A 21,365-nucleotide genomic window follows, 5' to 3' on the forward strand; every position below is an offset into this window, starting at 1 on the left:
AGGTCACTGTTTCTCCTTCACTCGGCGCGTACGTCGAACCGGTCGAAATAGAAATCGAACCGGGTGCGGAGTTTGTCGGGCGAGATGCCGAAGTGCCGTTGCAAGTCGTAGCGGATATGGCCGTGCTTGCCGCGGGGATTACCGTCGAGGTAACGCTGGAAGCTGGCGCGCACCTTGGGTGTCAGTTCGACCGCGCCACGTTGGTAAAGCTCTTCGAGCAAGGGCATTTCGTTGCCGTTGAGATGGTGGAAGCTGATATCGATGCTGCGTTCGGCCGGCACCACGTCGCGGTCACGCACACATGCGCTGAGCAGCCGGTGCACCCGGTCGCTCCAGTAGTCCAGCAGCCAGCCCGGTTCGATGCTGGTCCGACGCAACCGGTCGGAGTAGGCCATCATCGTGATCGCCGACTGGATCACCGCGACCGGATCGCGATGCGTGAACGCCACTGTCGCATCTGGGAAGGTGGCCATCAACGGGCCCAGCTGCTCGCAATGCTGCGGGCTTTTCAGCACCCACGTTCGCGGACCGCGTAGGAATGTCAACGCCTGCAAGACTTTCCTCATGTATGCGTAGTGCCGGTTTTGATCGAGGCTCAGGTAGTAGTCGCGCCAATCCGGCACGCGTGCATGCCATTCCAGAACGTAGCCGGCCAAATCGAGGTCGAGCAGTTCCACTTCCTCCTCGATCGCCTCGGGGAACCGGTCGTGCATCGCTGCGACGACGGGCGCGCTGGCCATCAGCGCGTCGTGTTCGGATTTAGCTCGCGCGTAACGGGGGTCGACGCCGAAGATGTCGGGTCCTTCACCGGGCACCGGGATCGGATCCTGGCTCTCCCAGTACGGCAGCGCGCGACGGCGCGGATCGGCAGCGATGAGATTGACCAGGTGCGTGGTACCGGACCGTGGCATCCCGACGACGATGAACGGCTTCTCGATTCGGATCGACTCGATCTCGGGATACCGCTTAAGCAGGTCGATCAGCGAGAGCCGGTTGCGCAGCAGGCGTACCACTCGTTGGCGCAGCGACGAGCGGGTGAGCTGGGTCAGACCATGGTCGGCTTCGATCGCAGCCACATGCGTGGTCAAGCGGTCACGGAAGCCATCGGTGTCGTCCAGGTCGTCGGCGCCCGCTTGCTCGGTCGCCTCATCAAGCATCTGATCGATGTCGAAGTCGACGCGTTTGGCCTCAGTGAATTCCAGAATCTGGCGCTGCACATCGGTCAGCCGCGGCGACGTCAAATCGTCAAAGTCGATACTCAAGTCAGAACGTGTTGGTGAAAAGCAGTTCGAGAGACCCGAATAGGCTCTGCAACAGTCCGCTGTCGGCGGCCCCATGGAAGAGCACTGCACTAAGCCACGCGTCGACGTTATCGGCGGGGAGGGGGATGTCGACAAGTGTGAGCTGGCCGTCGATCGTCGTCGTCGCGTCAGCGACTTCCGTCGGTGTCAACCCCAGGTACTCCACGTGCGGACCGAATATGTCCAGCAGCGCGCCAAACAGGCCCTTCGTTGCGAACTCCTCTTCGAAGTTGGCGACCGGATCGGTGTCCAGACTGTAGATGGTCGCCGGGTACAGATCATCCGGCGTCACGTTGCCAAGGACGGAGTTCAGCTGTAAGAGGCTGAGCAGAGAGTTCGTGAAGCTCGTACCGAGCGTCTGATCCATGTCCGTTTCCAGGTTGGACCAAACGCCGGTGACGGGAAGCGACGGGTCGCCGATGAACACGAAGTGCAGATCGTCGCTGGGAATGCCGGCTTCTTCGAGTCGGGTCATCGCGATCGACTCGACGGTGGCGCTTTGCGAGTATCCGAAGATTGTCAGCGGGTGCTCGGCGTTGAAAGCGCCGGGATCCGCATTGAATTCGTTCTCCACGGCGAGGACGAGGTCGTCCGCGCCGGTGAGACTGCTCGGCCCCTGCTGGACCAGCTCGGGCGTCGTCAGGACCTGCAGCGGCGCGGCGCAGGGGTCGGTCCCGATCATGTCGCAGACCGTCGAGCCGGTCGCGCCATCGTCGAAGCCCAGCGGGTTCAGAAACAGATCCTCGGCGGTCTGCGCGAACTCGGTCGACGGCATCGGCTCGGTGGTTCCGCCCAGGATGATCGCCGTCTCGCTCCCGGACAACACGCCGTCGGCGTAAGCGGGGGCGGCTTGATTGAGCATCGCGCTAGCCAGGCCAACGAACACGCCCACGGCGGTCACTTTCGCGAGCGACTTAGATCCGTTCACCGAGCACTCCTTGCTCCCACTAGCGCGCCCCCAATGCGCGCTGCGTCATCGAATCTTCTTATCTGAAGTTAATCGTGGTTTCAAGGAGCTCTCAGTCTCCGCGCCCAACTGCGTTGCGTTTAGGCGCACCGTGCCGGGGTACTTGCAGGGGAAAAGCGGAGGTGCGGGAATGTCCGAGATGATTATTCAATCCCCCGACGAAGTGGTCGCGTTCCTTAAAGCACAGCACAACCTCATCGAGGACATGTTCGACCAAGTGCTGCATGCATCAGACCCGCAAGCACGCGAGAAGCCATTCGCGCAGTTGCGCCAATTGCTGGCCGTCCACGAGACGGCCGAGGAGATGGTGGTGCATCCTCGGGTGCGCCGCGAGGTGGATGCCATCGACTCGATCGTCGATGCTCGCCTCGAAGAGGAGCATGAGGCCAAGGAGCTGTTGTCCGCGATCGAAAAGATCGACATCACCACACAACAGTTCATCGACGAGCTCACCAAGTTGCGCGATGCAGTGCTCGACCACGCCGCCCACGAGGAGAAATTCGAATTTCCGAAGTTGCAGCAGGAACTCAACGCCGACGAACGTAAGCGGTTGACGTCAGCAGTTCAGGCCGCCGAGGCCATCGCACCAACCCGCCCGCATGCCGGGGTGGAAACGCCGTTGTTGAATTTTGCCGTCGGACCGTTCGCCTCGATGCTCGACCGCGCCCGCGATCTGATTGAACGCGCCCGCAATTAGGCCAACCGCAATTCGAGCAGGGCGCACCTTTCAATCCTCCGTAGTGTGGATGAAGTGAGCGTCGCTCCCGATACCACCGTTGCCCTGCAAGACCACTTCTTCCGCGACTTGCCGGAGATGGCTGTCCGGTGGCAAGCCGAGACCTTCCCCGACCTGCGACTGCTCGCGCTCAACGAGCCGCTGGCCGCCGAGCTCGGCCTCGACGCGGCCTGGCTGCGCGGCCCAGCAGGGCTGCGCTTCTTGGTTGGCAACCAGGTTCCCGACGACGCCGCTCCAGTAGCCCAGGCCTACGCCGGGCACCAGTTCGGCGGCTACGTGCCCCGGTTGGGCGACGGACGCGCCCTGCTGCTGGGCGAGCTCGTCGGCGCCGACGGGTGCCTGCGCGACATCCACCTCAAAGGCTCGGGGCCCACGCCGTTCGCCCGCGGCGGCGACGGCCTCGCCGCGGTGGGACCGATGCTGCGCGAATACATCATCAGCGAGGCCATGCACGCGCTGGGTGTCCCGACGACGCGATCGTTGGCAGTGGTCGGCACCGGACGCCCGGTACAGCGCGAGACGCCGCTGCCGGGTGCCGTGCTCGCCCGCGTCGCCAGCAGCCACCTGCGGGTCGGGAGCTTCCAATACGCCGCAGGCACCGCCAACCTTGACCTGCTGCGACGCCTGGCCGACCACGCGATCGCCCGCCACCACCCCGCCGCGGCCGACGCCGATCACCCTTACCTCGCGCTGTTCGAAGCCGTGGCCAGGGTTCAGGCGTCGCTGGTCGCCCGATGGATGCTGATCGGCTTCATCCACGGCGTGATGAACACCGACAACATGACGATCTCCGGCGAATCCATCGACTACGGACCATGCGCCTTCATGGAGGCCTACGACCCCGACACGGTGTTCAGCTCGATCGATTACTGGGGCCGCTACGCCTACGGCAATCAGCCCGCCATCGCGGGGTGGAACCTCGCCCGGTTCGCCGAGGCGCTTCTCCCGTTGCTCTCCGACAACGAAGAAGAAGGACTCGAAAAGGCCGTAGCACTCGCCGAGAACGCGTTCGGGGCATTTCGCGACGAGTACGACACGGCCTGGACGTCGGGTATGCGAGTCAAACTTGGCCTGTCTGCGGACATCGAAACCGAGGTCGTCACGTCCTTGGTCGACGAGTTGTGGCCCCTGCTAAAGGAAAGCAAGGTGGATTACACCTCGTTCTTCCGCAAGTTAAGCCAGGCAGCCCGTGGAGCCACCGGGCCTGTCGGCTTCGACGATTGGATCTCACGCTGGCGAGCGCTGGGCCCGGCCGCCGAGTCAATGGACCGCGCCAACCCGATCTACATTCCGCGCAACCATCTCGTCGAGGAAGCGCTGACCGCCGCCACGGCGGGCGACCTGGATCCGCTTGAACAGCTACTGGTAGCGGTGACCGAGCCTTACCACGAACGACCGGGCCTCGAGCGCTACGCCAGTCCCGCCCCCGAAGACTTCGGCACCTACCAAACCTTCTGCGGCACCTAAACACGGTCGTCAGCTGCACCCGGCGTCGTCAACATGTCGGCCACGTTGGCCCATTGCGGGTAGAGTGGGTGGAAACAACGTGAGGGTGGGCGCAGTGGCCATACAGGATTGGTGCGACGCACCCGAGATTCATCCATCGCAAATCCGCGTCGGCGACATCATCGGCACGCTGCGCCAAACCGATCTGCGCTATACGGTCAAGCTCGTCAGCGGGCCGCAGACAACTCCGCGACGGTGGACATTTTTCGGCCGCGACGACAAAGGCCTGCAACACAACAACACGTTCGGAGAAGACGAGTTAGTTCGTAGGTACGCCAAAGCATCTTGACAACGTGTGGCTACGGCTGCTGACTACATCCGCGTAGCTCCGGCCCTCACCGACCTTTCAGCCGATGCCTGCTTGGGCGCTTTGTTCAACTTGTTCAGTGGATGTCACTCCGCTGGTCGGCGGCCACGCTTTCCAGGAGTTGCCGAAGGTCGACCGTGAGACCGGCTTGCGCGGCACTTTCAAGCCAGCGCGCCTCTAACTCCGAGATCTCGCTGAGCGCGACACGCAGCAGGGCGGCACCCTTGCGCGTCGGGTGCACGAGGCGGGCCCGGCCGTCAGACGGGTCCGGTTTGAGCTCGAGATAGCCGCTGCGCTGCAACCCGGTGACCAGTTCGGTGATCGCTTGGCGTGACACGCCGGCGCGCTGGGCCAACGTCGTCAATCGGGTGCCGTCGGGGTCAAGGTTCTCGAAAACGAGGTGCTGTGCGGGCGTCGTGTCGGGGTAGCCGGCGGCCTGCAGGCGGGCGACCAACTCGTCCACCATTTGCCGGGCCACAGATCGGACCACGGCGATCAGCGTGATCACCCGGGTCCGTTCGTCAGCGGTCATCCGACCATTTGACATTACGCAAGGTACTTGCGCAATAATAGGCAAATGTCTTGCGCATCTGGAATCGGCTGAGAGCTGAGCACGAAATGGACGCCCCGGCATTTCGGATCTGGCCGCCAGTGGCTTTGGGCCTTTCACTGGTGCTTGGACTCACAGCGACGGCCGCTTTCGGGGATCCCGTCACGATCCCGCCGGTGGTGTGCCGGTTGGCCGGCGCAGTCCTCGTCGTGATGTTCGCGATTTGGAATGGATGGACGCTGGGCGTGATGGCCGCCAACCGCACCGCGGTCCTTCCTGGCGGAGCGTCGACTGTGCTGCTGCAGTCGGGGCCGTTCCGGCTCAGCCGCAATCCGCTCTACCTCGGACTGATCGCGCTCGATGCAGCATTGGCCCTGTTGCTGTCGTCGATGTGGGCACTACTTCTGGTGCCGGTCAGTATCGCTGCACTGCGCTGGGGCGCGATCGCTCCTGAGGAGCGCTACCTCGCCGCGAAGTTCGGCGCCGATTACGACGCCTATCGAAACAACGTCCGGCGGTGGCTATGAACCGGGTGCTGCCGGTGTGTTACTAGCGCGCTCCGCGCACCAACCGGCCGGGGCGCGCGCCGGTGTCGGCGCCGTCGCGGCGGGTAACGACGCCGTTGACGATCGTGGCGCAGTAGCCCGAGGCGCCCTGCACAAGCCTGTTCCCACCGGCCGGCAGGTCGTAGGCCATCCGGGGGGCATGCAGGGTGATTGCATCCATGTCGATCACGTTGACGTCGGCCCTCTTTCCGATCTCGATGACACCCCGATCGGAAAGCCCGAACAGCTGCGCGGTATCGCGTGACTGTTTGCGGACGACGTACTCCAGCGGCAGCTTCTCGCCGCGTCGACGATCGCGTGCCCAGTGGGTCAGCAAGAAGGTGGGATACGACGCGTCGCAGATCATGCTGCAGTGCGCGCCGCCGTCGGATAGCCCCACCACACCCGCGGGATGCAAGAGCATCTCCCGGATCGCGTCGTGGTTGCCGTGGCAGTAGTTGTAGAACGGCAACATCAGCATCGACGTGGCGTCGGCCTCGAGCATGAGGTCATAGAGCGTGGCCAGTGGGTCGTCGCCTCGCTCGGCGGCGATTTTCTCGACGGTGCGCTCGTCGGTCGGCTCGTAGTCGGGGGGATCGCCCAGCGCATACAGCCGGCCAAGCGAATATTGAACTAGCGCAAACATGTTGTCGAACAACTTATTAGGGTCCGCCGGCAGATCGTCCTCGGACAGGATCGCGGCCTTGACGGCGGGATCGGCGAGACGCGCCGCGAGCTCCTCGCGGCTGCATTCGGCCTTCAACCGACGGAAAGTGGGGCGGTGGGTGAACGCGTGGTGCCCTGGGAAGCCGAACAGCATGCCGAACGGTCGCGCGGCGATCTGGGGATACAGCCGACTGCCCGCCGCGTGGGCGGCGGCCGAGATGTCCAGCTGTTCGCGCCAGAGCTCCGGGGCGGCGTCCACCTGGATCATCCCGAAGGAGATCGGCCGGTCGATCTCAGCGCCCAAGCGTTGCATCCAGTCAAGTTCCTTTTTGGGCGCGATGATGTCCTCGCCCGCCACACCTTGGGGGGCCAGCTCGAAAACGGCCTGGCCGCCGGCGGCCATGGCGCGGCCGAGTCCGAACAGCTCGTCTTCCGCGGCGTAGGTTCCGGGAACCGGCTCGCCGTCGATCGCGCGGTGACCGAGGGTGCGGGATGTCGAGAAGCCAAGCGCGCCAGCCTCGACAGCCTCCTGCACCAGGCGCGCCATCGCCGCAATGTCGTCAGGTGAGGCGGGCTCGTTGCGGGCGCCGCGCTCGCCCATCGCGTAGGCGCGAACCGCGCCGTGGGCGACCTGGCTGCCCACATCGACGGCGAATTCGTTTCTTCCGATGGCATCGAGGTATTCAGGGTAGCTCTCCCAGCCCCACGACATGCCCTCGGTGAGCGCGCTGCCGGGGATGTCCTCGACACCTTCCATCAGGCCGATCAGCCAGTCTTCTTTGCCGGGCCGCACCGGCGCGAAGCCGACGCCGCAGTTGCCCATGACAACCGTCGTCACCCCGTGATTGCTGGACGGCTCCAGCAGGTTATCCCAGCTAGCCTGACCGTCGTAGTGGGTGTGGATGTCGACAAATCCGGGCGCGACGATCTTTCCGCTCGCGTCGATCGTCTCGGCGGCCTCGCCTTCTAGCGGCGGGCTGCCCGGCCCGCGGCGGCGTACCTCGACGATTCGGCCGTCTTTGACCGCGACGTCGGCGTCGAATCGGTCCGCACCCGTACCGTCCACAACGGTGCCGCCGGTGATTTTGAGGTCGAACACGATTACTCCCTTGGTCTGCCCGCTGGCTGGCTACAGTGAAACCGCGGAAGATAATGTAACACCGTTACAGACGCGATGGGAGTGCTTCGATGACGACGCAAGCCGCGCCTCATGCCCAGCGAGAGGACGCGATCGGCGCGCCGCCGCAACGTCCGACCCTTGTGCCCGCGGAGCGGTACTACTCCCCCGCGTTTGCACAGCTCGAGGTGCAGCGGATGTGGCCGAAGGTGTGGCAGGTCGCCTGCACGGTGGACCACGTCGCCGAGCCCGGCGATTATCTCGAATACCGTTGCGGCCCTTACTCGGTACTCATCGTTCGCGGCGACGACGGGACGCTTCGCGCGTTCCAGAACGTCTGCCGCCATCGCGGCAATTCGTTGCGTGCCGGCTCAGGCGCAGATTTGCATGAACTGCGCTGCGGCTACCACGGGTGGACCTGGGATCTGTGCGGTGTTCTCAAGCGGGTCCCGAACCGCAAGGGATTCGGGACGCTGCAGATGTCTGAGCTGCCACTCGTCGCGGTTCGCGTCGACACCTGGGAGAGGCTGGTATTTGTCAACCTGGACGTCGACGCGGCGCCGCTGGCCGACTACTTGGAGGCGATCCCGCAGGACATCGCGTGGCTCGGTGTCGGCGACTTCCGGTGCTACGGGACCATGACGATCGAAGTCGACGCGAATTGGAAGACGATCGCCGACGGGTTCAGCGAGACCTACCACGTCCAGACGCTGCACCCCGAGTTGCACCGGTGCATGGATGATGTCTATGCCCCACAGATGATTTGGGGGCACACCGGCAAGTCCGAGCAGCTCTACGGCGTGCCAAGCCCGCATCTCAAGCGCACACCCACAGACGCCGAGGTGTGGGACGCCTACGTCAACACCCAGGGAGCACTGATGGGCCTCGCGGAGGGCACACCGTTCCCTGGTGGTGGCCAGTCAGCCAAAGACGTAATCGCCGAACGAACAAAAGCTTTCGCTGCTTCCCGCGGCGTCGATTTAGATTGGGCCAGTGCCGATCAGGTGATGCGGCTGCACCAATACAACGTCTTTCCTAATCTGACGTTGCTGGCCAACGCTGATCACTTGACGGTGATGGCCGCACGTCCAGGGCCCGATCCCGATCACGGCGAGTTTGTCATGTTGTTGTGGACGCGGATGTCACCGGGTGCGCCGCGGATCAAGCCCGCCGACGTACGGATGACAGCGAACGAGGCCGAGCCCGGTCTGGTGATGACGCAGGACATCAAGCTGTTGGCCGGACTGCAGCAAGGAATGCATCAGCCCGGGTTCACCCACTTGACGCTGTCCAACGAGGAACGGCGGGTCATCAATATGCACCGCAACCTCGAACGGTATCTCGACCTCCCGGAATCGGAGTGCATGACCGGAGGCGAAAGCAGTGGCTGAGGCCGTTAGCGCGGAGTCGATCCTCGACGCCGCTGCCCGACTGATCGAACTGCACGGCGTGGAGGCGTTCACAATGCGTGGCCTCGCCGAGGAACTCGGGGTCGCCGTCACCTCGATCTACTGGCATGTCGGCGGCCGAGACAAGCTCTTCGACAGCCTGGTCGACCGATTGCTCAGCGAGATGGCGCATCTGCCGGTCGAGGGTGACACCGCGGTCGAACGAATTGCGTCACTTGCGCGTTCGCAACGGAGGGCGCTGATCGACCGGCAACACCTACTCGCCATTGCGCATGAACGAGACCGAACTCCGATGCTGTTCTTGCCGATTCAGCAGACACTGGCGGCGCAGCTGGCCGAATTGGACGTGACCGGAACCGATGCCGCCCTTGTCCTGCGCGCGGTGCAGGTTCACGTCATATCGTCTGCGCTGATGCAGTTCTCGGCCGTTCGAGGTGCCAAACACGAGGAGGAAGATCCCTCGCTGTGGGACGACGACTGGCCCGACCAAGCACTCGTCCAGGCGCTGCAGTCCCCCACCGACTATGACGCCGTCTTCGAATACGGGCTTAGCGCACTGCTGAGTAAATTGCCCTGAGGGCGCGCTGCCTGGCGTCGCCAACAGCAGTCACACCAGCACCGGCACCCCAACCATGACATGGTGTTTGCAAACGAGGGCGTATGCGATATCAAACGGTGAAGACTCGGCGGACTGAAAAGCTATGCCAGTTGCGCGAACTCGGTCTGCAGCTCATCCAACCGTCGGAGTGTCTGATCGCGAGGTTCGGTCGGCAGTTCAACCAAAACGTGCTCGACCTTGAGGTCGCGGTAGCGCTGAAGGTCCTCGGCCTTGGGTTCGCCCATGTGCATGTTGATCACCGGCACGTCCTGGCCAGCGACCGCGCGCAGTTCCTCGAGCTGACCCGCCAGAGCATCCGCGGATGGGCTCATGGACAGCCAGCCGGCGCCCAGCCGGGCGATGCGTCGATAATTCGCTGAGCCTCCACCGATATACAGCGGCGGGTACGGCTGTGTCGCTGGCTTGGGCCAACTGTATATGGGGTCGAAGTTAACGAATTCGCCGTGGAATTCCGCCTTCTCGTGGGTCCAGATTTCGACCAGTGCGCGCAGTCGTTCGTCCGCCACCCGCCCGCGCACGCGGGGATCGACGCCGTGGTTGGCGATCTCTTCGCGCAGCCAACCGATTCCCACGCCGAACCGAAAACGTCCGTTGGAGATCAGATCAAGTGAGGTGACCTCTTTGGCGGTCAGGATCGGATCACGCTGTGAAACCAACGCAATGCCGGTGCCCAAAACAAGCTTCTGGGTCGCAACCGCCGCCGCCGTCAACGCAACAAACGGATCCAGCGTCCGGTAGTACTTGCGAGGAATCGGTCCGCCCATTGGGTAGGGCGTCTGCGCATCGACTGGGATGTGCGAGTGTTCGGCCAGAAATAGCGACTCAAACCCACGTTCCTCTAGCCCGACGCCCAGCTCCACGGGACCAATGCCCTCGTCGGTAACGAAAGTCAGCACACCGATACGCACATTTGCTCCCATCGAGATTCCCGGTACACGCTGCGGACGACTACCTCAACCGTGATCTTCGGGTTCTTGTTCCGCCCCTGTGGTCCGGCGCACCGCGCCCCAGAGCCCCACGCCGATGCCGAGGGCGGCACCACCCAGGCCGATTAGCTGTTGTGAGCGCTTCAGTTGGCGATGGACACTCGCCCCGCCGAGTAAGTCTGAGGCGTCGGCGCCGGCGGACGCGAGAAACCACCCTCGGGTGTTTTTGCCTCGCAGCGCTGCTGCCGCGAGCATGCCACCGATCAAGGCGTCGCGGTAGCCCATGGACCGCAACAGCAATTGCGCCGTCGGCGTCGGCTCGTCGCGATCACCCCATAACCGGTTCGCACGAAGCGGATCTACGAGAAACGAGATGCCCGAGGCAAGTCGGATGGTGCCGGCGGCAAGCCCAAAACGGTCGATAGCCATGGCCCGCAGCTTACGACTAATCGCCCAATTCCGATGTCGCGTCCGCCTGCCATCGTTACTCTCGAACGACGCCAGCGAGACGTTGCGCAGTCGGCAGAAGGGTTGGTTTGGCACGATATGCCGGATCCCGACACCGCGATGGCCTCCGCAGACCCCCCACCAAGATTCGAACCCGATGAACGCTGGGTGCCCGCCGACGAGCGATGGTTTGGGCTGGATCGGCGCACCGTCCGCCCGACGTTGGCGGTGTTCGCGTTGGCCTTCGCGATGTCGCTGGTGTTGCCCGTCGTCAACGCCACAGTGCCCTACCACGACATCGTCAAAGCGGGCGATGTTTTGGAGCTCGAAGGCAAGGTGACCTTCGTTCCGGCGGCCGGCTGGGGCATCACCTCCGGTCTGCGAGCCGGGCACACCCCGTTGTCCGGTGAGTACCCGGCGAGCGCGACCGTCGAGGACGGGGCCATGAAATTCACGGTCCGAACCGGACTATTCCGCGGAGACGCCAACCAGCTGCTCGACCAAATCGAGACAACGTCCGAGGCTCTAAACCGCGGTCGCGGTGTTCACGTGACCGGCGCGCCGACCACCGTCGTCACCAATCAGGGCAAGCAGGGCGCCCGAGTCGGGGTCACCGGACCGCACACCGTCGGCGTCATCGCCGCGTTCGTATTCGGCGGACGCGGTGTTGAAGCCGTGGCGACCGGACCGTCGGATGTCGGCGCGCAACCCACGGCCACGGTTTTGCGGATGATCGGCAGCATCAGTCAGATCGGAGAGGGAAGCGGTGACAACAACCACGCTTTCTGAACTTGATCATGCACGCGATGTAGCGCTCGACCGCTCCGGGTGGGGCAGGCGGTTCGTCTTCTACCAGCCACGCAACTTGGCCTTCTGGGGATATCTGCTGCTGGTCGGGATCGGGTTTTTGGTCTTCATCTCCACGCTCGCCCTCGAGTACGACGCTTACGGCGAGGCGATCGGGCTGGCGGTGACGTCATTCGCGATCTACGCGGCGCTGTTCTGGTGGTTCACCCAGCACATCGACCACTACGCCAAACTGCCCGCCAAACTCATGGTCGTCGCGTTTTTGTGGGGCGGCTTCGCCGCGACCGGTGCGATGGCGGCAAACGCCAACGACGCGATACTCGCCTTGTACGGCAAGACCTTTGGTCAGGTGTGGGCGCTGAATTGGGGTCCGGGGCTGGCCGCACCGTTCACCGAAGAGTGGGCGAAAGGTTCGGGTCTGCTGCTGCTCATCGCGTTGGCGCCACGGCAAATAAGAACTGCGTTCGACGGGTTCATCCTGGGCGCGTTCATCGGTCTGGGATTCCAGATCGTCGAGGACATCACCTATGCGATGACCTCGGCCGGCACCCAGTTCGGCGCGAATCAAGTTGGCGCGTCGATAGGCACGATCGTTCTTCGCATGGTCAGTGGCGTTGCCGCGCACATTCTTTACAGCGCGATCTTCGGCGCCGGTGTGGTTTATCTGCTCGGCCGACCCGCCGAACCACGCAAAGTCGGGCGGGGTTTGCTTCTGATCGCGATACCGATGCTGCTGCACGGGACATGGGACTCGCTGGGCGCCGTCGCCGGGCCCAGCGGACTGAAGCTGATCGGGCTGCTCATCGCGGTGATCGTTATAGCGCTCGTAATCCTTGCGCGGGTTTACAAGTTGACCGTGAAACGAGAACAGGGCTTCGTGCGCGACGTCATGGCCCCAGAGCAGGCCCGCGACGTCATCACGACGGCTGAACTCGACGCGATGACCGGTAACCGTAAGGCCCGCAAGGCTTATCGCAAAGCCAGCCGTACGCGCCGCGAGCGCAAGCGTGCGCGCTACGTGCTCAATGCTGCGTATGCCCTTGCAGCGGAGTTGGCTGCCGCGCGCGGTGCCGACACCGACCGGGTGCGCTTCGCCCGCTCGGAAGTCGCCAGAATTCGCGCGGGCACCCCCTCACAATGGTGAGTTAGCGGCGCACAACGCGCCATCTCAACGCGGCTCAAGTTCACGGTGCAGGTTGGCCTCGTGCGCCGCGGTCAACCAGTACACAGTCCGCTCGATTCCGGGGACAATCTCGGTCACGTCGATTTCTCCCTCGGTGAACCGCCCAAGGAATCCGAAAATGACACCGGTGAGTATGAGTTCGAAATCTTGCGCGAACTCTGAATCAACTTGTGCCAGCCCGGCTCGAGCGACTGGAAGCACGGCTTCGAGGCCGCGCTGGATGAGACGCTGTCCACCTGGTCCTGATCGTGCCCGGAAATAGGAGCGCAACATCAATGGGTGTTGTTCCCACGGTTCGAAGATCGTCCGGAACATGTCCATCAGGTTTGAGTAGACGGACGAATCCGGCGTGAAGACCGCTGGCGCTGCGAGTCCCGCGTACCGGTTGGCCTCCATCCACCACTCCAGGGCAGCGACGATGAGTTCGTCACGGGTCGCATAGCGCTTGTAGATCGTGGCGAGGGATACGCGCGCCCGCCTCGCAACTTCGCGAAGCTGGACGGCTTCATAACCCTCGGTGTCGAGCAGGTCGACCACGATCTCGATGATCGGGTCCACTCGGTCCTCGCCACCCCCTTCTGCCATCACGGTAACCATGTTACTGTAGCAGCTTAGTAACCACGTTACTGGGCTTCTATCTGCGTTTAGGGCATAAACAAGAGTGAGGAAATGTGGGCAAGCTCGACGGCAAAGTCGCCTTTATCTCCGGGGTTGCCCGTGGTCAGGGACGCAGTCACGCGATCCGGCTAGCCCGGGAAGGCGCGGACATTATCGGCATTGACATCTGCGCCGACATCACGGCCAACCACTATCCGATGGCATCGCGCGAAGAACTCGACGAAACGATCGGCCTGGTTGAGCAGGTCGGCGGCAAGATGCTGGGCAGCATCGCGGACGTACGCGAGTTCCCCCAGATCAAATCGGCGATGGACGCCGGGGTCGAGCATTTCGGACGCCTCGACATTGTGCTCGCCAACGCCGGGATTGCTCCCGTGGCGTTCCGTGAATTGAGCATCGAAGAGGAGCTGGACCAGTGGCACGCGGCAATAGGCGTCAACCTTGATGGCGCGTATCACGTTGCATGGGCTGCGATTCCGCATCTGCTCGCCGGCAACCGCGGTGGGTCGATCGTGTTCACCAGCTCAACAGCAGGGCTGAGAGGGTTCGGCGGCATGCAGGGCGGCGGCCTCGGGTACGCAGCGTCCAAACATGGCATCGTCGGATTGATGCGAACACTTGCCAATGCGCTTGCCCCGGTGAATATTCGAGTCAACACGGTACATCCGACAGCGGTCAACACGATGATGGCGGTCAATCCCGCCATGACCGCGTTCCTGGAAAACTATCCCGGCGGCGGCCCGCACCTGCAAAACCCGCTACCCGTCGAGCTGCTCGAACCCGAAGACATCAGCGCCGCCATCGCGTACCTCGTCTCAGATGAGGGCAGATACGTGACCGGCGTGACATTCCCCGTCGACGCCGGCTTCTGCAACAAGTTGTGAACCACTATGGGAACTAGCAACTCGTCAGGCCGCGTGCAGGGCAAGCGCATTCTGATCACCGGCGCTGCCCGCGGAATGGGACGAAGTCACGCTGTGCGGCTGGCGGAGGAAGGCGCCGACCTCATCCTGGTGGACATCTGCGCGCCGATCCCCGGTCTGGACTATCCGTTGTCGACGGAAGCTGACTTGGCGGAGACCGCGAGGTTAGTCCGCGAACATCAACGCACCGCCTTGACACACGTCGCCGATGTTCGCGATGCCGAGACGATGAAAGCCGTAGTCGACGAGGCAGTCTCCGAGTTGGGCGGCCTGGACGCCGCCGTTGCGAACGCCGGAGTCTTGACGGTCGGTACGTGGGACGCCACGACGACCGAACAGTGGCGCTTGGTTCTCGATGTCAACTTGATCGGTGCGTGGAACACCTGTGCCGCCGCGATCCCGCATCTGGTTGAGCGCGGCGGCAGCCTTGTCAACATCAGTTCGTCGGCGGGGATCAAAGGCACACCGCTTCACGTGCCCTATACCGCATCGAAACACGGGATTGTGGGCATGACTTTGGCTCTGGCCAATGAGCTTGCGGCACAGAATATTCGGGTGAACACCGTTCATCCAACGGGAGTCGCCACAGGTATGGCCCCACCGTCCATGCACGACCAAATCGCCGGGCGGCCAGACCTTGTCCCAATTTTCCTCAACGCGCTGCCAGCGCCGCTGATCGAGCCGTCGGATGTGAGTAACGCAGTGTTGTTCTTGGTTTCGGATGAATCGCGGTATGTCACCGGGCTCGAGTTCAAGGTCGACGCCGGCGTGACGATCAGGTAGGGAGCCACGATGACCACCACGCGCCGGGAGCGCGGCCTTCGCCAGTACACGGAGGTAATGACGACCGCCGCTCCCGCCGATCCGAGCCCGGTGTTCGCAGCAGGGTTGATCGACTTCGTCTTCGCAGAAATTTGGTCACGGCCGACGCTGAGCCGTCGCGATCGAAGGTTCGTGACGCTGGCGTGCGTCGCCGCCGCCGACGCCATGCAACCGTTGGAACAACACGTGTACGCGGCGCTGAACAGCGGCGACATCACCATCGCTGAGATGAGGGAAACCGTACTGCATTTCGCTGTCTATGCGGGCTGGCCGAAGGCATCGCGGTTCAACATCGTTGTCGATCAACAGTGGGCCGCCATCATGGCCGAACGCGGTGAGGAATCTCCGCCACCCGAACCGCTTCTGCCCCTCGTCACCCAGAGCGACCCGGAGCAACGACTGCGTGGTGGCGAGCAGTCCTTCAAGGACATCAACTGTCTTCCCTTCGCGCCGCCACGAGACAATCCGTACTCGGGCGCGGGCATCCTGAATTTCGTGTTCGGTGAGATGTGGCTGCGCCCCGGGCTCGGGATCAAGGAACGACGGCTGATTACGGTGGCGTGCGTTGCGTTCCAGGACGCGGAGATTCCGGTTATCTCGCACGTCTACGCGGCGCTGAAGAGCGGCGATGTCCCGTTCGACGAGATGGATGAACTGGCACTGCAATTCGCTGCGTACTACGGCTGCGCGAAGGCGGACTACCTCAACCAAGTGATCGGCGAGCAGAAGCGACGCGTGTCGGCCGAGAACCAGGTCGACGCGCGGTGACGACGACGCCTGCTACTCCCCTGCACTCTGGTGCACTGCTCATCGGAGGCGAACGGGTCATCGCGGCATCAGGCGGAACGTATGACCACATGTATCCCGCCAGCGGCCTGTGCAATGCCACGATTCCGCTGGCCGGTGGATCGGAGGTTGATCGCGCTGTCGAAAGCGCTTGGGAGGCGCAGCGACAATGGCTCTCGTACCCGGTTGACCGACGCCGTGATCTCCTGCTTGACCTAGCCGATGTGGTCCGCGACCACTTCGCCGAGCTTGCCGAGTTGAACGTCCACGACTACGGCGTCCCGATCGCTATGGCCGGCAACTCATTTCTGACTGAACGATTCATCCGCTACTACGCCGGTTACGCAGACAAAGCGCACGGCACCAGTACCCCGGTCAGCGGCGCATTCGACGTCAACATCGTCGAACGTGAGCCCTATGGCGTCGTTGGCGTCATCGCGCCCTGGAACGGGCCGCTCGTGGTCATCGGTTCAGCGGTAGTGCCCGCTCTTGCTGCGGGAAATGCGGTCATTATCAAGCCGTCGGAGCTTGCGGCATTAGCCCCGTTGCGATTTGGTGAGCTTTGCCTCGAAGCCGGTCTGCCGGCCGGGTTGGTTAACGTATTGCCTGGCGGGCCGGAAGGCGGTGATGCCATGGTCCGCCATCCACGAATCCGCAAGATCCACTTCACCGGCGGCCAATCGACAGCACAGAAAGTGCTGCGGGCAGCCTCCCATAATCTGACCCCTGTCACCGCCGAACTCGGCGGCAAATCTGCCTATCTGGTCTTCGCTGACGCCGACATCGATCAGGCTGCCTCCCTAGCGGCTTTTCAGGGACCGATCACCCAAGCGGGCCAAAGCTGTGCTTGCGCTGCCAGGCTCTTGGTCGAGGAATCCGTCTATGACAACTTCGTCGAGAAGTTGGTGGCAGCCGTCCAGGCCGCGAAGATCGGTGATCCGCTTCGGCCTGACGTCATGCTCGGACCCGTCATCACCGAAGCGGCCGCCAACCGCATACTGAGCGTTGTCGACGAGACGGTTAGCACGAATGCTGGCGAATTGGTCACTGGTGGAACGCGACTGGGCGGTGACCTTGCCGACGGCTACTTCATCGAACCAACCGTCTTTGCCAATGTGGACAACCGCTCGGCACTTGCTCAAACCGAGACGTTTGGACCGGTGGTGTCCGTCATTCCCTTCGCCGACGAATCCGAGGCCGTCGACGTCGCGAACGACACCCGGTACGGACTCAATGCCTTCCTCTGGACAACCAACCTAGAGCGAGCGCACCGGGTTGCGCGGCAACTCGATGCAGGTTCGGTGTGGATCAACAGGCACAGCGACATCGAGCCACAAAGCCCGTACGGGGGCTACAAACAAAGCGGCTACGGCCGCACCGGCGGGATCGAAGGATTCCATGATTTCTTGCAAATCAAGAACATCCGCATCGGCATGGGATAACACTCCGTTAAGGCGGCCTACCGAGTCCAGCGATGAAGCGTTGCACGCTTCGTGTCAGCGAGCGGGGAACATGGTCGGGATCCATCAAGTCGTGCTCGGCCAGCGGTCCTGCTTCATCGGCCACGGTCTCCTCGGTGAACAGCCGCAATGTCCGGCCGTCTCCTCGAAGCGCTTCGATCGTCTTCAGTAACGACCGGCCTCCAGACATCGCCTTCTCAAACTCGCCGATAGGTACGCCGAGGTGTTCCGACACCAATTCATCTCGCACACAGGTGATCTGGCGACGCACACCGTCATAGTCCGAGTTGTTGGAGTCCGCCTCGATGGCCAAATCGCACTCGCTGTCGAACCCCATCGAACGGTTGTTGAGATTTGAAGAGCCGATACGCAGCAGCCGGTCGTCGACCACCACTACCTTCGAGTGAACGTAGATCGGTGTGCCGCCGTCAGTCGCCGGCCAGTAGATGCCCAAACGGTGATGCTCGTCCGCCTCCCACAGCACATGAATGAGCCGGTGGCGTGCGCTGTCCATCGTTCCCCGCTCGAGAGGGTTGTTGCCCCTACGGGCAATGACGATGACGATCTCTGGGCCGTCGGCTTCATTCAGTCGAGCAGCCAGCGCATCGACAATGGTTCGGGCCGCCAGATACTGGTTCTCTAGATAGATGGTGTGGCGAGCCGCCGCAATCGCGGCAAGGTTGAGCGCCTCCACCTCCCGAACCTCGCGGCGACTGTCCAGTTCCGGCAAAGTTCGCGCGATTCCGACGTCGACGTTGCGCAGCGTCGGTCTCAGCTTGCTCGGCCAAGCGGTGTGCTTAGCCTCAACCGGCTCTAACGATTGGCCCGTCGCGGTATGCCACCGAGCCAGAGCTTGCTCGCCAAGTGCGCGCGCGGCCGCGCCGTCCACCGCTGTCCCGACGTCATGGCGAGGCCCGTAGCTGCGTCCCACTGTCCGGCGCCTGCGACTGTCATGCCCGTGCGCACGGGTGTCCCACCGATCGATGGTGAGATCGATGCCTCCGCAGAACGCCACTGCATCGTCGATCACCAGGATCTTCTGATGGTGGACCGAACCAATCGGGTGGGCGCCGTCGACGGCGAAATGCATTCGCCTGCTACTGATCTGGTTCATAACCGCCACCGGGGTCAGCCCGAACCAGATCCCGTCGAAAGCGGGCAACAGACGCAGGTTGGATTTCAGCAGATAGGCCTCAAGAGCCGGCCGCTTCCAAAGCATCCAATACAAGAACGCGCTTAGCTGATTCGGTCCGGGAAGTGTCTTGGTACCCCTTTCGAATGTCATCCGCGCGTCGAAATCCCAACCGATCAGCATGATTCGGTGTTGTGCGCGCAGCATCGCCGCCTTAACGTGCTTGAAGTAATCAGCGGCATCGATGATGCAGGCGAACTGGTCGGCGCGCTCAACCCGCCAGCACGTTTCGCCGGGGGTCAGCAGTCGATCGTCATCCACGCTAGCCGTCTCCATTGTCACCGTCTGTAGCCGTGCATGACGGTAGCCGATCTAGCGTCTCGGGATCCTTTCCGTCGACCTGCAGCCGGCGTCGTCCATCGGCGGCACTGGCTACACCGATCCGCAGTTCGTCGCCGCCGAGACTATCCGGTTCGATCAACAGCTGCAGCTCTTCGGAATTGATGAACAGAATGGCGTCGTCATTGGAAAGCTTCCAGGGGTGGCCATCGGTAGGCCATCGGCCACCGACGAACCGAACGTCGGGGGCGTCGCCCTGTTGCTCTTCGTGATCCTCAGCCGTGACGCAATTTACCCATAGTTTCGCCGGCAGCGGTCGGAAGTACACCGCGAGGCGCTGACGGTTGAGATCGGCGTCGACCGGTATGCCGATCGGAGGCAGCGATGTGCCCTCCGGATGGTCGTTCAGCGATTTCTTGACTTGACGTGATCCGACTCCGGCGCCAAACCAGTCGATCGTCAGCACGGTGGTGAGGTACTGCGCGATCGCCAGGGTCAGCAGCCCGCCCGCGCCGGCAACCCCTACTCCCGCCGCTCCGGCTGCCGCGGTCACCGGCAAGGCAAGCAAACCCACCACCGCCGCGGCACCGGCAGCCGAGGCGACCTTACCCGCCGCCGTCAAGCTGAAGTCCGGATTCACTTCCGGCTCTGGGGGATTCTGCGTGGGTCGAACACCGACGGTCCGCGGAAGCTCGTCGAACTGATCGCGGACTCGCTTGACTACCGCCTCGTAGTCTTGATCATTGAGTTCACCGGCGCGCTTAGCTTCGGCGGCCGCGCTTAGCGTCTGCTCCAAACTTTCGGCGGTGTCCAGATCGGCTGACCGGTTGTCACCTTCCTTTGGGTCACGGGGGATGTCGTCGAGGCCCATCTCGTAGGTCACTTTGAAGTTGGCCTTGAAGTCGTAGAGTTTCGTTTCAGCGCTTACGGTTCCGTCGACGACCAACCGGCCGTCCTCGGTTCGCGGCACGATATCGGCGTCGAGGGCGTCGAGACTGCGCTCTTGACCGCCGATGTTGATGGTCTTCGGACCTTCCAGCAGGCACGGGGTATCGGCGGCAAAGTCGCTCTCGTCGAGATTGAAGTTGTTCATCACGGTGTCACGAACTTGGCGCAAGATACTCCAACCTGTGACCGCCAATCCCGTTCTCTCCCGGGGGTTTTCCGCGAGGATCGACGCGGGTAAGTCCTCCCCCGGCGGCAGTGAGCGCAGCGTCTGCAGCTGGACCACCATCGATTCGTGGGTAGCCTCGCCAATCTCGAAGCGCTGCACAACGGCGTCAAGGTCCTTGATCGTGCTGTCGTCTTGCGATTCGGTATCGACGTCCAGCGGCGACGGCAGCAGATTCACGATGCCCTCGACGCCCATTTCGGCTAGCTTTGGTCGGACTGCATCGGCGATCTGGGCGGCCAGCGAGTCGAGCACCCGGACCCTCGCTTCGTCGTCGGAAACGGTGGGGTGCTGCAATTTTTCTAGGTTGACCATGAGTTCGCCTGCAATGCAATGGGTAATCCAATATGCCTCGGCATAGTCGAGTTCCCAGCTGATCCGTGGGTCTTGTCCGGCGAAGACGGTATGGCCTTCGGGACGGCGCTCGATGTGCGGGCCGAACAGTTGCGGGGCGTACTCATCGGCTATCGGGGTGGCGACCAGGACGGGAGCATCCTGGGCAGTGAAATTCAGAGCGATCGTCTGCTTGCCGGGCTCTGTTTGGTGCGGTTCGAGCTGGTCGTGCAACGTCAACCGACCAAACAGCGGAATCACGTTGTAGGGGATCTCGCGCGACTCTCCGGCGCGTGGACCATCGGAGACGGTGATCGTCGCGGGCGGCAATTCCACCAGCGGGATACACGTCACCGAATCGATGGTGATCTTCGAATCGAAGATCACCAGGTCGATCGCGAAATGGCGCAGCGGATCGCCGGATTCACCATCGGTCTCCTCCTGCCAGAGCCGTCCATGCGAATCAAGGACGAACCAGACGCGATCCAGCGTCAGGTCAAGCGTCGCCGTCGCGGAGTAGCCGGTGCCATCGACGGACTCGGTGTACTTGTCACCGCTGAACACGTCCAGGGTCTGATCCTGAACGCGTTCACGATGGATTTCGATGATCGTGTCGGGACGACGCATGTCAAAACTCCAGTACGTAGGCGACGCGCAACTGGTGCTGTCGGGTTGACCTGCGGATCCTGTACCCA

At 62.9% G+C, this 21,365-nt stretch carries 21 protein-coding genes; 12 read left to right on the forward strand and 9 right to left on the reverse strand.

Annotated features, from left to right (window positions below):
* Positions 1-17 precede the first annotated feature (17 nt).
* Positions 18-1,262 carry a sulfotransferase family protein gene (locus WB785_RS13360; protein WP_424079815.1) on the reverse strand — a complete coding sequence of 415 codons (1,245 nt, stop codon included), beginning with the start codon at positions 1,260-1,262 and terminating at the stop codon, positions 18-20.
* 1 nt (position 1,263) lies between these two features.
* Positions 1,264-2,229: a PE-PPE domain-containing protein gene (locus WB785_RS13365; RefSeq protein ID WP_424079816.1), complete on the reverse strand. Its 966-nt coding sequence runs from the start codon at positions 2,227-2,229 to the stop codon at positions 1,264-1,266.
* Positions 2,230-2,398: 169 nt separating this feature from the next.
* On the opposite strand from WB785_RS13365, the gene WB785_RS13370 reads away from it, so the two are divergent.
* The 3 genes from WB785_RS13370 to WB785_RS13380 all read left to right on the forward strand — a co-directional run bounded on the left by WB785_RS13370 (position 2,399) and on the right by WB785_RS13380 (position 4,799).
* The gene (locus WB785_RS13370) at positions 2,399-2,965 is read left to right on the forward strand and encodes a hemerythrin domain-containing protein (RefSeq protein WP_424079817.1); all 567 of its coding nucleotides are present in this window, start codon (positions 2,399-2,401) and stop codon (positions 2,963-2,965) included.
* 54 nt (positions 2,966-3,019) lie between these two features.
* Positions 3,020-4,471: a protein adenylyltransferase SelO gene (locus tag WB785_RS13375; RefSeq protein ID WP_424079818.1), complete on the forward strand. Its 1,452-nt coding sequence runs from the start codon at positions 3,020-3,022 to the stop codon at positions 4,469-4,471.
* Between the two features lie 94 nt (positions 4,472-4,565).
* Positions 4,566-4,799 (forward strand): hypothetical protein, encoded by a 234-nt coding sequence (locus WB785_RS13380; RefSeq protein ID WP_424079819.1) that lies wholly within the window; start codon positions 4,566-4,568, stop codon positions 4,797-4,799.
* Positions 4,800-4,893: 94 nt separating this feature from the next.
* On the opposite strand, the gene WB785_RS13385 is transcribed toward WB785_RS13380, so the two are convergent.
* A complete protein-coding gene (locus WB785_RS13385) occupies positions 4,894-5,349 on the reverse strand; it encodes a MarR family winged helix-turn-helix transcriptional regulator (protein WP_424079820.1) in 456 nt (151 codons plus the stop codon).
* A gap of 86 nt (positions 5,350-5,435) precedes the next feature.
* Between WB785_RS13385 and WB785_RS13390 the strand changes: the two genes are divergently transcribed.
* Positions 5,436-5,894: a methyltransferase family protein gene (locus WB785_RS13390; protein ID WP_424079821.1), complete on the forward strand. Its 459-nt coding sequence runs from the start codon at positions 5,436-5,438 to the stop codon at positions 5,892-5,894.
* 22 nt (positions 5,895-5,916) lie between these two features.
* On the opposite strand, the gene WB785_RS13395 is transcribed toward WB785_RS13390, so the two are convergent.
* Complete coding sequence (locus tag WB785_RS13395; protein ID WP_424079822.1) at positions 5,917-7,677, reverse strand: N-acyl-D-amino-acid deacylase family protein; 1,761 nt, start codon at positions 7,675-7,677, stop codon at positions 5,917-5,919.
* Between the two features lie 89 nt (positions 7,678-7,766).
* Here WB785_RS13395 and WB785_RS13400 point away from each other — a divergent pair, with 89 nt between their 5' ends.
* Both WB785_RS13400 and WB785_RS13405 read left to right on the forward strand, forming a co-directional pair.
* Positions 7,767-9,086 carry an aromatic ring-hydroxylating oxygenase subunit alpha gene (locus WB785_RS13400; protein WP_424079823.1) on the forward strand — a complete coding sequence of 440 codons (1,320 nt, stop codon included), beginning with the start codon at positions 7,767-7,769 and terminating at the stop codon, positions 9,084-9,086.
* The gene (locus WB785_RS13405; RefSeq protein WP_424079824.1) at positions 9,079-9,681 is read left to right on the forward strand and encodes a TetR/AcrR family transcriptional regulator; all 603 of its coding nucleotides are present in this window, start codon (positions 9,079-9,081) and stop codon (positions 9,679-9,681) included. The genes WB785_RS13400 and WB785_RS13405 overlap by 8 nt, the downstream gene beginning before the upstream one ends.
* A 122-nt stretch (positions 9,682-9,803) precedes the next feature.
* Here the strand turns inward: WB785_RS13405 and WB785_RS13410 are convergent, their stop codons facing one another.
* Positions 9,804-10,631: an LLM class F420-dependent oxidoreductase gene (locus tag WB785_RS13410; RefSeq protein ID WP_424079858.1), complete on the reverse strand. Its 828-nt coding sequence runs from the start codon at positions 10,629-10,631 to the stop codon at positions 9,804-9,806.
* A 45-nt stretch (positions 10,632-10,676) separates the two neighbouring features.
* A complete protein-coding gene (locus tag WB785_RS13415; protein ID WP_424079825.1) occupies positions 10,677-11,078 on the reverse strand; it encodes a DUF4267 domain-containing protein in 402 nt (133 codons plus the stop codon).
* Positions 11,079-11,195: 117 nt separating this feature from the next.
* On the opposite strand from WB785_RS13415, the gene WB785_RS13420 reads away from it, so the two are divergent.
* Positions 11,196-11,885 carry a hypothetical protein gene (locus WB785_RS13420; RefSeq protein WP_424079826.1) on the forward strand — a complete coding sequence of 230 codons (690 nt, stop codon included), beginning with the start codon at positions 11,196-11,198 and terminating at the stop codon, positions 11,883-11,885.
* Complete coding sequence (locus tag WB785_RS13425) at positions 11,863-13,047, forward strand: PrsW family intramembrane metalloprotease (RefSeq protein WP_424079827.1); 1,185 nt, start codon at positions 11,863-11,865, stop codon at positions 13,045-13,047. Before WB785_RS13420 ends, WB785_RS13425 begins: the two co-directional genes overlap by 23 nt.
* 24 nt (positions 13,048-13,071) lie before the next feature.
* Here the strand turns inward: WB785_RS13425 and WB785_RS13430 are convergent, their stop codons facing one another.
* Positions 13,072-13,683 (reverse strand): TetR family transcriptional regulator, encoded by a 612-nt coding sequence (locus tag WB785_RS13430; RefSeq protein ID WP_424079828.1) that lies wholly within the window; start codon positions 13,681-13,683, stop codon positions 13,072-13,074.
* 74 nt (positions 13,684-13,757) lie between these two features.
* Between WB785_RS13430 and WB785_RS13435 the strand changes: the two genes are divergently transcribed.
* Genes WB785_RS13435 through WB785_RS13450 form a run of 4 tightly spaced genes read left to right on the forward strand, consistent with a single transcriptional unit; the run spans position 13,758 to position 17,677 of the window.
* On the forward strand, positions 13,758-14,588 hold the full coding sequence (locus WB785_RS13435; RefSeq protein ID WP_424079829.1) for a mycofactocin-coupled SDR family oxidoreductase: 831 nt from the start codon (positions 13,758-13,760) through the stop codon (positions 14,586-14,588).
* A 6-nt stretch (positions 14,589-14,594) separates the two neighbouring features.
* On the forward strand, positions 14,595-15,410 hold the full coding sequence (locus WB785_RS13440; RefSeq protein WP_424079830.1) for a mycofactocin-coupled SDR family oxidoreductase: 816 nt from the start codon (positions 14,595-14,597) through the stop codon (positions 15,408-15,410).
* A 9-nt stretch (positions 15,411-15,419) separates the two neighbouring features.
* Positions 15,420-16,217 carry a carboxymuconolactone decarboxylase family protein gene (locus tag WB785_RS13445; protein ID WP_424079831.1) on the forward strand — a complete coding sequence of 266 codons (798 nt, stop codon included), beginning with the start codon at positions 15,420-15,422 and terminating at the stop codon, positions 16,215-16,217.
* Positions 16,214-17,677, forward strand: coding sequence for an aldehyde dehydrogenase family protein (locus WB785_RS13450; protein ID WP_424079832.1), 1,464 nt, complete (start codon positions 16,214-16,216; stop codon positions 17,675-17,677). The genes WB785_RS13445 and WB785_RS13450 overlap by 4 nt, the downstream gene beginning before the upstream one ends.
* A 7-nt stretch (positions 17,678-17,684) precedes the next feature.
* Here the strand turns inward: WB785_RS13450 and WB785_RS13455 are convergent, their stop codons facing one another.
* Both WB785_RS13455 and WB785_RS13460 read right to left on the reverse strand, forming a co-directional pair.
* Positions 17,685-19,163: a phospholipase D-like domain-containing protein gene (locus tag WB785_RS13455; RefSeq protein ID WP_424079833.1), complete on the reverse strand. Its 1,479-nt coding sequence runs from the start codon at positions 19,161-19,163 to the stop codon at positions 17,685-17,687.
* Positions 19,150-21,297, reverse strand: a complete 2,148-nt coding sequence (locus WB785_RS13460) for a hypothetical protein (protein WP_424079834.1) — start codon at positions 21,295-21,297, stop codon at positions 19,150-19,152. Before WB785_RS13460 ends, WB785_RS13455 begins: the two co-directional genes overlap by 14 nt.
* Positions 21,298-21,365 lie beyond the last annotated feature (68 nt).

It is taken from the genome of Mycobacterium sp., assembly GCF_049585075.1.
In the GTDB taxonomy this organism is placed as follows: Bacteria; Actinomycetota; Actinomycetes; order Mycobacteriales; family Mycobacteriaceae; genus Mycobacterium.